Source organism: Bacillus sp. AFS041924 (assembly GCF_002577195.1).
Lineage (GTDB): Bacteria > Bacillota > Bacilli > Bacillales > Bacillaceae_G > Gottfriedia.
On sequence record NZ_NULG01000115.1, the window covers coordinates 1 to 12,487 of the forward strand.

General features: G+C 33.1%; 15 protein-coding genes. 12 read left to right on the forward strand and 3 right to left on the reverse strand.

Going from position 1 to position 12,487, the window contains the following annotated elements; genetic code table 11:
- Nucleotides 1-302 precede the first annotated feature (302 nt).
- Nucleotides 303-1,601 (forward strand): NCS2 family permease, encoded by a 1,299-nt coding sequence (locus COC46_RS18865; RefSeq protein WP_255294973.1) that lies wholly within the window; start codon nt 303-305, stop codon nt 1,599-1,601.
- 54 nt (nt 1,602-1,655) lie between these two features.
- Here the strand turns inward: COC46_RS18865 and COC46_RS18870 are convergent, their stop codons facing one another.
- From COC46_RS18870 to COC46_RS18880, 3 genes are read right to left on the reverse strand one after another with little or no spacing between them, the layout of a single operon-like run.
- On the reverse strand, nt 1,656-2,657 hold the full coding sequence (locus COC46_RS18870) for an ABC transporter permease subunit (RefSeq protein ID WP_176545221.1): 1,002 nt from the start codon (nt 2,655-2,657) through the stop codon (nt 1,656-1,658).
- Nucleotides 2,650-3,528: an ABC transporter ATP-binding protein gene (locus COC46_RS18875; protein WP_176545222.1), complete on the reverse strand. Its 879-nt coding sequence runs from the start codon at nt 3,526-3,528 to the stop codon at nt 2,650-2,652. Before COC46_RS18875 ends, COC46_RS18870 begins: the two co-directional genes overlap by 8 nt.
- Before the next feature lies 1 nt (nt 3,529).
- Complete coding sequence (locus COC46_RS18880; protein ID WP_098811457.1) at nt 3,530-3,913, reverse strand: GntR family transcriptional regulator; 384 nt, start codon at nt 3,911-3,913, stop codon at nt 3,530-3,532.
- Nucleotides 3,914-4,115: 202 nt separating this feature from the next.
- Between COC46_RS18880 and COC46_RS18885 the strand changes: the two genes are divergently transcribed.
- The 11 genes from COC46_RS18885 (at nt 4,116) to COC46_RS18935 (ending at nt 12,227) form a co-directional block, all read left to right on the forward strand.
- Nucleotides 4,116-5,279 carry a D-alanyl-D-alanine carboxypeptidase family protein gene (locus tag COC46_RS18885; RefSeq protein WP_098811458.1) on the forward strand — a complete coding sequence of 388 codons (1,164 nt, stop codon included), beginning with the start codon at nt 4,116-4,118 and terminating at the stop codon, nt 5,277-5,279.
- A 127-nt stretch (nt 5,280-5,406) separates the two neighbouring features.
- Nucleotides 5,407-5,757: an anti-sigma F factor antagonist gene (gene spoIIAA / locus COC46_RS18890; protein ID WP_098120976.1), complete on the forward strand. Its 351-nt coding sequence runs from the start codon at nt 5,407-5,409 to the stop codon at nt 5,755-5,757.
- Nucleotides 5,757-6,197, forward strand: a complete 441-nt coding sequence (gene spoIIAB / locus COC46_RS18895) for an anti-sigma F factor (protein ID WP_098811459.1) — start codon at nt 5,757-5,759, stop codon at nt 6,195-6,197. Before spoIIAA ends, spoIIAB begins: the two co-directional genes overlap by 1 nt.
- Nucleotides 6,198-6,209: 12 nt before the next feature.
- On the forward strand, nt 6,210-6,965 hold the full coding sequence (gene sigF / locus COC46_RS18900; RefSeq protein WP_098120978.1) for an RNA polymerase sporulation sigma factor SigF: 756 nt from the start codon (nt 6,210-6,212) through the stop codon (nt 6,963-6,965).
- Nucleotides 6,966-7,323: 358 nt separating this feature from the next.
- Nucleotides 7,324-7,947 (forward strand): stage V sporulation protein AA, encoded by a 624-nt coding sequence (locus tag COC46_RS18905; protein ID WP_098811460.1) that lies wholly within the window; start codon nt 7,324-7,326, stop codon nt 7,945-7,947.
- Nucleotides 7,940-8,356, forward strand: a complete 417-nt coding sequence (locus COC46_RS18910; protein WP_098811461.1) for a stage V sporulation protein AB — start codon at nt 7,940-7,942, stop codon at nt 8,354-8,356. The genes COC46_RS18905 and COC46_RS18910 overlap by 8 nt, the downstream gene beginning before the upstream one ends.
- Nucleotides 8,357-8,368: 12 nt before the next feature.
- Nucleotides 8,369-8,821 carry a stage V sporulation protein AC gene (gene spoVAC, locus COC46_RS18915; protein ID WP_098811462.1) on the forward strand — a complete coding sequence of 151 codons (453 nt, stop codon included), beginning with the start codon at nt 8,369-8,371 and terminating at the stop codon, nt 8,819-8,821.
- Nucleotides 8,822-8,833: 12 nt separating this feature from the next.
- Nucleotides 8,834-9,841: a stage V sporulation protein AD gene (gene spoVAD / locus COC46_RS18920; protein WP_098811463.1), complete on the forward strand. Its 1,008-nt coding sequence runs from the start codon at nt 8,834-8,836 to the stop codon at nt 9,839-9,841.
- An 11-nt stretch (nt 9,842-9,852) separates the two neighbouring features.
- Complete coding sequence (spoVAE, locus tag COC46_RS18925; protein WP_098811464.1) at nt 9,853-10,203, forward strand: stage V sporulation protein AE; 351 nt, start codon at nt 9,853-9,855, stop codon at nt 10,201-10,203.
- 3 nt (nt 10,204-10,206) lie between these two features.
- A complete protein-coding gene (spoVAEA, locus tag COC46_RS18930; RefSeq protein WP_098811465.1) occupies nt 10,207-10,770 on the forward strand; it encodes a stage V sporulation protein SpoVABEA in 564 nt (187 codons plus the stop codon).
- Nucleotides 10,771-10,838: 68 nt separating this feature from the next.
- Complete coding sequence (locus tag COC46_RS18935) at nt 10,839-12,227, forward strand: spore germination protein (protein ID WP_098811466.1); 1,389 nt, start codon at nt 10,839-10,841, stop codon at nt 12,225-12,227.
- Nucleotides 12,228-12,487 lie beyond the last annotated feature (260 nt).

Genomic DNA, 12,487 nt, shown 5'->3' on the forward strand with positions numbered 1-12,487 from the left:
TCGAGACTAATTGAAATGGAAAGCGAAGTACCTGGAATGGAAAATGCTAAGAACTTATAAAAAAAGATTACAAATGAAAAGCACCACAAAGACCTAATGTTTATTGCAAGGCGTTCATCCATCAATTTAAGTCATTTATTTTATTACTCAACTGATTGAACTATGTTAGCACCATATTTCACTCATGAATAATGAGAAAGAAAATTATTTTCTTGTTTAATTATTTGATAATCTTTAGTATAATTTTAATCGTGCCTTGTTGCATGGGTGGGAGAGGGAGACACAATAAGAGAGGAATTTCTTTGAAAAATCTATTAAACAAACAATTTAATCTTGAAGGTAGCGGTACGACCATTAAAACGGAGTTTATTGCAGGTGTTGTTTCATTTTTAACACTTGTTTATATTTTATCCGTGAATAGTACAATTTTGCATGATGCAGGTATACCGTTCCAGGGTGCAATGATTGCCACAATTCTTTCAGCTTTCTTTGGAAGCGTTATGATGGGATTATGGAGTAATTCACCATTGGTTTTAGTTCCAGGAATGGGCATCAACGCATTGTTTACTTATACAATGGTTGGAGAAATGGGAATGAATTGGAAAGAGGCACTTGCTGTCGTATTTGTAAGTGGAATCTTATTATCCATTTTATCATTCACAAAATTAATTAAGAAATTAACAACTGCGATTCCATTATCACTTAAAAGTGCAATTACAGTTGGAATTGGATTTTTCTTAACGTTTATCGGGCTTCAAGAGGGTGGCATTGTTGTAAAAAATGAAGATACGTTTGTATCGATCGCTAACTTTGCAAACGTTGATGTTTTAGCAACAATAATTACTCTAGCTATTGCGATTTATCTATTTATTAAAAATGTACCAGCAAACTTTTTAATTACAGTAATAGCCGGTACAATCATTTCTTTCATATTACATGGTGGAATTGAAAAAGCGCATGATACCACTAATATTACAATGAAATCTGCAAGTGAAGTTGTCGGACAACTGACCTTTACTCATATTATGAGTTTTTCATTTTGGATTGCAGTATTTTCGTTAACAATGGTTATATTATTTGAATCAATCGGTATTATTCATGGACAATTAAGTATGATGAACCAAGAGCATAAGCAACAAAAGGTTATTCAAGGTACTGGGTTTGGCATACTATTATCCGGTCTACTTGGAACAAGTCCAACTGTCATTGCTGTTGAAGGAAGTGCAGGTATTAGTTCGGGTGGTAGAACAGGACTTACATCTGTTGTAACTGGATTTTTATTTCTAGGATGTTTACTGTTTATGCCATTAATAGCATATATCCCAACATCTGCTATTGCACCTATCTTAATTATTATTGGTTCATTAATGGTTAAACATATTAAAGATATTCAATTGGATGATCCTACTGAAGCTATACCAGCTTTCTTAATTTTAGCATTCATCCCTTTAACATATAGTATTATTGACGGAATTGCATTTGGTTTTATTGCTTATCCATTAGTTAAAATGGCAGCTGGTAAGAAAACTGAAATCACACCATACATGGTAGCAATTGCAGCATTATTCTTTGTAAGATTTGCATTAAATTTTATAGCTTAACAAAAAAAGCCCTGATTCTTAAATATGAATCAGGGCTTTTTTTGGCTGCTAAACTCAATCAAAAAATTTATTTAATCGCTTATAGAAGAAAAACCCGACTACCGTACCAATTATTAATCCAATTAAGTAGATAATCGTATTATTTCCGTTTGCGATTGTAGAAGTAAATAAAGCGATTAATGTCGCTGAAAAATAGACAAATAAGATGTTAACGAATATGCCGAACTTTTTATAGACAAATAATTTACCGTTATTAACATTTGCATTTCTACTAAAGCATAATAAACCAATTAGTAAAAAGAGGACTAGATACAGGATAATGACTGTCAAATTCCCATAATCGAAAGTTGGATAATGAAATACTTTTTCATCGAAATTTTTTGAAATTGATAATGAACCTGCCTGATAGGGAATAGACCAATTAGATATCCTTTGTTCAAAAGTGTTGTATGATAATTCATAGTTAAAGATTCCCTTTAAATTTGAATAGACACTAAAATATAGAAAAATAGGTGAAAAAATTGTAAAAATAGTAAACAGTGTTTGGGAAAAATAATGGCCTGTAATCGTACCAATTGTTAGGCCGATTGTAAAAAAAGTTATCGAAAATAAGAAAATGACAGTAAAAATGACTCCAAATGACGAAGCATCAATATACTTATGAAGATTCGTATTGTAATGGATTAATAAAGTTAAAATAATTAATCCAACAGTAGCCATAAAAATATGAGCAATTCCAAACAACCATTTTGACAGATAAAGCTGTTTTGGTGAGAAAGGAAGAGAAAATTGGAAATCGATACTACCTGTATTTCGTCCAATTCCGATTAATAATATACTTAAAATTAAAACGATGATTGGTGAAATAAATGATAGCATACTAAAGTCAGAGATATATAGTTCGGGATTACTCGGATTTGTCAGTAATGATCTACTTAAATCATCCGTGTTATTGTAATAGCTAAATGGCACGATGATTAGATAAACAAGATATAATAAAATGAGTGCAAGCCTAGATTGTTTAGAATGTATTAACCATAATGCTTTACTAAACATATAATTCCCCTCCATCGTTAATAAAAAATAAATCCTCTAATGTTAATGGAAGTTCTTCTATAAGAAGTGGCTTTTCATTTTCCATTCGTTTTATATATTCGTTTTTGTTTCCATTTATAATGATAATTGCTACTTTACCAGTTTTCGAGAAGACAGAAATTGATGGGTCATCTTCAAATTGTTTAGGTAATCCATTTTCAAATGCTACTTGTAATTTATAATATTGGCTCGTACTTTCTTCCATTGTGGAAATCGAATTTATTCTTCCATCTTTCATAAATAAATATTGATCTATTATTTTTTCGAGTTCGGCAAGGTGATGCGAAGAAATCAAGACACCGACTGAGTTTGAACTTGCATACTCAATGATTAGTTGCAATACTGTCCGCTTAACGACAGGGTCTAAGCCATTTGTTGGTTCGTCTAAAATGACATATTTTGCACCGGTAGAAAAGGTTAATAATAAATAGATGAGTGTTTTCATTCCCTTTGAATATTTACGAAGAGATGTGTTGGGTAAATTATATTTATTTAATGATTCAATAAACTTATATTTATTGAAGTTTGGATATGAATTTTCATAAATAGTGATTAGTTCGTTCACGGTATATTGTTTAATAGAATTAGTTGAATCACTCATAAAGGCTATTTGTCTTCTAGAAATAGGAGATTTGTTAAGATCTACGTCATCAATTAGAATAGAACCTTCATCTGGAGATAAAATTCCAACTATTGTTCTTAAAAGTGTCGTTTTACCAGCTCCATTTCTACCGATTAAACCTGTGATTTTCCCTTGCTCTATTTGGAAATCTAGATTTTTTAAAATTTCATTTTCATCTAGCTTTTTACTTAAATGATGGACTTTCAGCAATTTATTCAGCTCCTTTATTAGAATAAAACTCTTTTACCCAACTGATTATTTCTTCCTCTTCAATGCCATCCGTTAAACTTTCAATTAATAAATTTGACAGTTTATTTTTATATTTTAAAAGGGTATCAGTAGAAACGGATTCTTTTGTTAAACCAATTACAAAAGTTCCTTTCCCTCTAATAGTTTCGATGACTCCAGTGCGCTCTAGTTCTTGATAAGCCCTACTAACCGTATTTGGGTTTATCACTAAAGTTGTTGCTAATTCACGTACGGAAGGAAGTTTGTCACCAGTTACCAAAATCTTTCTAAGCATTTGTTCTTTTGTTTGTAGAACAATTTGCTCCCAAATAGGTAAATGGCTTCGTGGGTCTAAAATAATAATCAAGCGATCACCACCTCAAAAATAAAATCAATGTGTATTAAGTGTATTAAGTGTATTAAGTGTATGGGTATGTTTGATACACCTTACTTATATCATATGTTGTTACGTATGTAAATAGTTCCATTCTTTCTAATATTTTCTGTAGTGTTTGATTAAACTACTTATATTTGGAAAAAATATGTATGAAAAGAATGGAGGGTTAAAAATGAAAAAGGTAGTACTAACTCTTTTAAGTAGTGTGATGATCTTTTCATTATCACTACCAAAAGTTAATGCAAGAGAGACAAAAAATAGTGATGTAAGCTTGGCAAGAAATGCATTGTCTTCTGTCATTATTGAACAAGATACTGGGGAAATCTTATATGAAAAAGAAGCGAGAAAAGAGCTTCCACCAGCAAGTATGACTAAGATCATGACGATGCTTTTAATTATGGAAGAAATTAACAAAGGAAAACTTAAGTTAGATGAGAAAGTAATGACAAGTGAACATGCTGCATCAATGGGAGGCTCACAAATCTTTTTAGAGCCAGGCGAAGAGATGACAGTAAAGGAAATGCTAAAAGGGATTGCAATTGCATCTGGGAATGATGCATCAGTCGCAATGGCAGAGAAAATTTCCGGTACAGAAGAGGCGTTTGTCGATTTAATGAATAAAAAAGTTAAACAGTTAGGACTTAAAAATACGCACTTTGAAAATCCTACAGGGCTTCCAGCTCCTGGACATTATTCATCAGCGTATGATATGGCAATTATGGGTAGAGAGCTTTTAAAATATCCTTTGATCACAAAGTTTACTGGTACTTATGAGGACTATTTGAGAAAAGATACTGAAAAACAATTTTGGTTAGTTAATACAAATAAGTTAGTTCGTTTTTATCCAGGAGCTGATGGATTAAAAACTGGATTTACAGCAGAAGCGAAATATTGTTTAACTGCAACAGCGAAAAAGAATAATATGCGAGTAGTTAGTGTAATTATGGGTGCACCAACTTCAAAAGAAAGAAATGCGCAAATGACGAATATGCTTGATTACGCATTTAATCAATACCAAGTAAAGCAATTAATTAAACAAGGTGAGAATGTTAAAAGACTAAATATTAGTAAAGGTAAGTCTAAGGATGTAAATGTTGTTACGAAAAGCCCTGTTTCAGTTGTTCTAAAAAAGGGAGAAGCGATCAATAAACTAACAAAAGATATTAAGTTGAGTAAAAATATACAAGCACCAATTCAAAAGGGTCAAGTTGTAGGCGTTTTAGTCTTAAAACAAGGAAGTAAAGTTTTATCTAAAACAGAATTAGTTGCGAATAAGTCAGTAAGTAAAGCTAGCTGGTACGACTTATTTAAGCGTACAGTTGGGGGATTCAACTAATTTTTTTCGACTAATTTCGAGTATTACAGAAAGATTTGGCGTTTTACCACTAGTTTTGTCAGCATGAAGGAATTCAGTTTAGTTTTAACGAAACTTTCAATAACCGTCAAATAAGGAGGTTATTGTAGTGAGTCTTAATATTGAACTTGAAGTGAAAAATGCAATCCTTTGTGTAAGACTTGCAGGGGAACTAGATCATCACACTGCAGAAGATTTACGTTTACAAGTAAATGAGGTATTAGAGTCACAGACTATCAAACATATTTTATTAAATCTTGAGCATTTAACATTTATGGATAGTTCTGGATTAGGTGTAATTTTAGGTAGATATAAAGTTATTCGAAATAAAGGTGGAGAAATGGCTGTATGTTCAATTTCCCCATCAATTAAAAGGTTATTTGATATGTCGGGATTATTTAAGATTGTTCATTTAGCTGATGATGAGTCAAATGGACTTAATGTATTGGGGGTGGCATAATGCGAAATGAAATGAACCTTCAATTTTCCGCATTAAGTCAAAATGAATCATTTGCTCGAGTAACGGTAGCTGCATTTATTACACAGCTGGATCCTACTTTAGATGAATTAACTGAAATTAAAACTGTTGTTTCTGAAGCTGTTACAAATGCGATTATTCATGGATATGAAAAAAATCCTGAAGGCATCGTATATATTTCAGTTCTTCTTGAAGATCAGACAGTTACTTTAACAATTCGAGATGAAGGAATTGGTATTGTTGATTTAGATGAAGCAATGCAACCTTTATATACATCAAAACCAGATTTAGAAAGATCGGGTATGGGTTTTACGATTATGGAGAACTTCATGGATCAATGTGAAGTTGTGTCGACTATTAATGTTGGGACTACGATTACGGTTAAAAAGTACTTATCAAATAGCAATGTTTTGAGTAATTAAGGAGAATCGCCTATGGACGTAGAAGTCAAGCAAGATCAACCCCGTGCGCAGTTAAAGGATAGTGAATTAAAAGCGTTAATCAAGCGTAGTCAGGATGGAGATCAACAGGCTAGAGACAGCATCGTCGGGCACAACATGAGACTGGTATGGTCAGTTGTTCAGCGCTTTATTAACCGCGGATACGAACCAGATGATTTATTTCAGATTGGTTGTATCGGTTTATTGAAATCAGTAGATAAATTTGATTTATCTTATGATGTACGATTTTCTACATACGCTGTTCCGATGATTATCGGAGAAATCCAACGATTTATTCGAGATGATGGAACGGTTAAAGTAAGTCGTTCATTAAAAGAAACGAATAATAAGATTAGAAAAGCAAAAGAAGAACTAAGTAAAACGCTTGGAAGAATGCCTACAATTAATGAGATTGCTACTCATATGGAAATTACACCAGAGGATGTTGTACTTGCACAAGAAGCTAGTAGAGCTCCTTCATCAATTCATGAAACGGTGTATGAAAATGATGGTGATCCTATTACATTGTTAGATCAAATTGCTGATAACCATGAAACAAATTGGTTTGAAAAATTTGCATTAAAAGAAGCGATAAAACAGCTAGATGATCGAGAGCGATTAATCGTTTATTTAAGATATTATAAAGATCAAACTCAATCAGAAGTTGCTGAACGATTAGGAATTTCACAAGTGCAAGTATCAAGACTTGAGAAAAAGATTCTCCAACAAATGAAAGACAAAATTAAATGATCATCTTGAGCTATTTTAAGCTGAAGAATCGTAATTAAAACTATACGATTCTTCAGCTTTTTTATTTTTTGGCTCTGTTAAAAAAGACTGCTGATTTTCCATTCCAGGTACTTNNAATTTAACTAAAATCAACAATTTATACAGAGCCTATTTTTTAATGACCGCCTACAATTTATCAAGTATTTTTCACCCGATCATGGTCCTAAATGTACTTTATTACTCGTCTATTAAGTTTAATTCTCCTCTTGTTTTCATCCTATATCCTTTTGCTTAATACTCCTAAACGCTTATATTTTTGGGAAGTTTTCACATACTAGATGTAATTGAATTCATAAAGCTTCGAAACTGAGGGGAAAGTATGAAAAAGGTATTATACATTAAATTACTTAATCGAGTCGTTGTACAAGTAGGTAATCGTGTACACCTAGGAGATATTGCACGATTACAAGGGATTAATATTGATTTAAATCCAATCAGAAATATCATTGTACATGAATCAAAAAAGGAGGATGGTACACATACTGTTATTGATATTCTCGAGCTTTTACCATTAATTCAAGAAATTGATCCTGACATTTCGTTTGAACTTGTTGGAGTGACCATGTGTATTATCGAACTTAAAAATGCAGTTTCAAAGGATCATTTTATTTTATTTTGTTTCGTATGGATTTTGTTATTTGCAGGTTCATCTCTAGCGATTATTTATTTTCATGAAGATGTTAGTATGCAGCAAGTTCAACAACGAATTTACTATATGATTACAGGAGAATATAATCCTAAGCCATTATTACTTCAAGTACCTTATTCTTTTGGGTTAGGAATTGGGATGATTTTATTTTTTAATCAATGGTTTAAAACTAGATTAAACGAAGAGCCGAGTCCATTAGAAGTAGAGATGTTTCAGTATCAACGCTCAATGGATGAATATGTGCTAGTAAACGAAAATAAAAAGCCAAACAAAAGTGTGAACACTGATGATTAGAGACTTATTTATCGTATTTGTTGGTTTTTCAGGCGGTATTGCTGTTGGTACTGGGTTTGTAGCATTTTTATCCGTTATAGGTATTATTCCAAGACTAACACAAATAACAAAAACGGTAAAAAAAATTCGCGCTTATGAGTTTGCCGTAATTTTAGGAGCAATTTTTGGCTGTTGGATTAGTTTGAGAAATACTGTTTTTAATTTGCCAAATATTTTTTCTGTTTTCATAGGGCTATTGGCAGGCATTTTTATTGGAATGCTAGCAGCAGCATTAACCGAGGTTTTAAACGTTTTTCCGATCTTAGCAAAAAGGATTGGAATTCAAAAGAAAATAGTGTACTTATTAATGGCAATCGCATTAGGTAAAGTTTTTGGGTCATTATTTCATTGGATATATTTTATAGAGTAAAGGGTGGATGTAATGAGTGGTAAATTAAAAGCTAATTATAAAGAGAATATAAAACAATACCAACCAAAAAAGCCTGTATTAAAAAATTGTATTAAAGCTTTTTTAGTTGGTGGTTGTATTTGTTTTTTAGGTGAGTGTATTACAAAAATCTATATTAACTACTTTAACTTTACAGAAAAAAATGTTGGTGATCCAACGGTAGCAACACTTGTATTAATTTCTAGCTTACTTACGGGATTAGGTATATACGATAAAATCGGGCAATTTGCTGGTGCAGGATCAGCCGTTCCTGTTACAGGCTTTGCTAACTCTATGACTAGTGCAGCTATGGAACATAGAAGTGAAGGACTCGTATTAGGGGTAGCAACAAATATGTTTAAGCTTGCTGGTTGTGTAATTGTTTATGGAGTTGTATCTGCATACATTGTCGGAATGATACGTTATGCATTTAAAGCATTTTTTTAGGAGGTGATTAGTATGGCTATACTTGGAAAGCAAACATGGGAATTTAAAAATGGAGTTTATGTTCAAGCGTCAGGAACTGCTGTTGGTCCAAGAGAAAACTTAGGACTACTAGCTGGTACATTTGATTATGCTTATGAAGACCTTCATTGTAATGAAGATAATTGGGAATTAGCAGAAAGAGCATTAATGAGAAATGCAATTTCAACAGTACTAAAGAAAGCAAATAAAAACGTTGAGGATATTGATGTATTTCTAGCTGGTGATTTATTAAATCAAAATGTTACTGCAAACTTTATGGCGAGGGAATTGCAGCTTCCATTTTTATGTATGTTTGGCGCATGCTCAACTTCAATGGAAACGGCTGCACTTGGAGCGCAACTAATCGATAGTGGATACGCAAAAATGACATTAGCAGCAACAAGCAGCCATAATGCTACTGCTGAGAGGCAATATAGATATCCTACAGAATATGGTGGACAAAAACCAGATACAGCAACATTTACAGTAACCGGGGCAGGCAGTATTCTCCTTTCAAACAAAAAAAGCAAAATAAAAGTAAAGTGCGCCACAATCGGAACAGTTCAAGATTTAGGGCTGACAGATCCATTCGACATGGGATCGGCGATGGCACCAGCTGCAGCCTATACAATCGTACAACACTTTAAGGACACAAATACGACACCTGATGATTATGATTTTATTGTAACTGGAGATCTTTCGGCTGTTGGAGCACCGATTTGCGAGCAGCTTGTTCGAGAAGAAGGATACGATATGGCAGGGAAATATAATGATTGTGGATTGCTAATTTATGATCGTGAAAATCAAGAGGTTTTCGCTGGTGGAAGTGGATGCGCATGTTCAGCGGTCGTAACATATGGTCATTTATTTCAAGAATTAAATAAAGGAACATATAAACGAATTTTAGTAGCTGCAACAGGAGCTCTTTTAAGTCCTACAATGATTCAACAAAATGAATCAATTCCAACTATTTCGCATGCTGTTGTTTTTGAAAGCTGTTAGGAGGTGTTCAGATGGATTTTGTTAATGCTTTTATAGTAGGAGGTCTAATTTGTGTAGTTGGTCAATTGTTATTTGATTTCACCAAATTAACACCAGGTCATGTGATGTGCATATTTGTTGTGATTGGGTCAATCTTAGATGGTTTTGGCATATACGATAAGCTAATAAAATTTGCAGGTGCTGGTGCAACCGTTCCAATTACGAGTTTTGGCCATTCTTTATTACATGGAGCGATGGCGGAAGCAAATGAGCACGGCTTCATTGGAATAGGTATGGGGATTTTTTCATTAACTTCATCTGGCATTTCAGCAGCAATTTTATTTTCATTTATAATTGCTCTTATTTTTAAGCCAAAAGGTTAATTTATGAAAAAGAAAAGGATCATTATCGTAACCGACGGAGATGTATATGCACATCGGAGTATTGAGCATTTGGCCAAACAATTTGGTGGGTGCACAATATCACAATCGCAAGGTAATCCCACAAAGTTCTCGGGAAAGAGAATGGTTGAAATCATAATGCAAGCACAAAAAGAACCAGTATTTGTATTATTTGATGACAGTGGCTATATGGGAGAAGGTCCTGGAGAAAAAGCTTTAAAATATGTAGCAAGTGATAAACATATTGAAGTGATTGCTGCACTAGCAGTAGCATCAAATACACATCATCAAGAATGGACAAAAGTTGATGTTAGTATTGATAACGAGGGAAATTTAACTGAATACGGTGTCGATAAATATGGCGTACCTGATATTGAATTAGGAAGAATAAATGGAGACACTGTATATAATTTAGATCAATTAAATATACCATTTATTTTAGGAATTGGTGATATTGGAAAAATGGGTGGTAGAGATGATATTGAAATTGGTTCACCTATTACAAGAAAAGCAATTGAATATATCCTCGAGAGGAGTGAGCTCAACTGACTACGACAAAAAAGTCAACAAATCTTACGAATAAACTAGTTACAAATGCTCATACTTTAAGTGAACGAATGGGTTATGGAGTAAGCTTTGATATTGGGAAACGTGTGATTTTTGTAAATAAAGTTGAAGTTCAACTTTACTATGTTAACGGTTTAACTGATACAAGTTTTATTCAAAGATTTTTAGATGACTTGATCGGTTTAGAAAAAGTTGAGAAAAATAAACCACTTTTTAAAAATATTGAAGATACAATTGTCCATCAATCAGTAGAAATTGTTTTAACATTTGAAGATGTCATTAAAAAAGTATTATCTGGTTTGATTGTAGTATTAGTTGATGGAGAAGACAAAGGCCTAGCTATTGATGTAAGAAGTTATCCCGGACGTGGTCCAACAGAACCAGACACAGAGCGAGTAGTACGTGGTTCACGCGATGGATTTACTGAAAACATTATTAATAATACTGGCCTAATTAGAAGACGTATTCGAGATGAGAATTTAAGAAATGAAATACTTCAAGTAGGGGAAAGTTCAAAGACTGATGTTTGTATATCTTATATTGAAGGATTAGCTCATAAAGAGTTAGTGACAGAAATTCGAGAGCGAATTACAGGTATTCACGTCGATGGACTTACAATGTCAGATAAGAAATTAGAGGAATTTATATTAAAGCAAGGGTATAATCCATTTCCTTTAGTTCGATATTCAGAAAGACCTGATGTAGTTGCAAACCATATATTAGAAGGGCATGTGTGTATTATCGTAGATACGTCTCCGAGTGTCATTATTACGCCTGCAACATATTATCACCACATGCAACACGCTGAAGAATTCAGACAAACTCCTTCAGTCGGTACATTCCTTCGATGGTGTCGATATATGGGGATTTTTATGTCAGTCTTTTTATTACCTTTTTGGTTACTACTGTGTAATTATCCAGAGGTATTACCAAAATCACTCAGTTATATCGGTCCAAAAGAAACAAGTAACATCCCGATCTATTTACAATTAATCATTGCTGATATGGGGATTGAGTTCCTAAGAATGGCAAGTATACATACACCAAATGCCGTTTCAACTTCGATGGGGATTATTGCAGCGGTATTAATTGGACAAGTCGCAATTGATGTTGGTCTGTTCCAGCCTGAAGTAGTATTATATACAGCAGTGTCGATGATTGGATCCTATGCAACTCCAAGTTATGAACTAGCACTTGCAAATAAACTAGCCAAATTTTTCATTTTAATTTTTACCGCCATTTTAGGAATTAAAGGCTTTATGATTGGATCGACATTATTAATTCTATTCTTAGCGAGCTTAAACACATTAAATACACCTTATTTATGGCCATTTATTCCATTTGATGGTAGAGCATTCTGGCATCTTGTTGTAAGAACAAAAGCAAGTGAAAGCCAACATAAAAAAGGTGGAAAAACGATTGGTGATGCTACAATTTAGTGTAATTAATCATTACAAGGATATTAAAACCAACCCGGTTATTTTATAGTAACGAGTTCGGTTTAGAGGAAGCGGAGATGCGATTCGTGTAAGAATTCGCAACTCCACTTATGTTATTGTACCAATGATTATTAAGAGAATTAATGAAATTTAGTGAACTAATTCGTATATGAATCGTCGAAGTTCGCATAAATTTATGAGAAGTTTATATTTTAACAGTATATAAAAACCCGGTTACAGTTTATAGTGAACCCTTTATG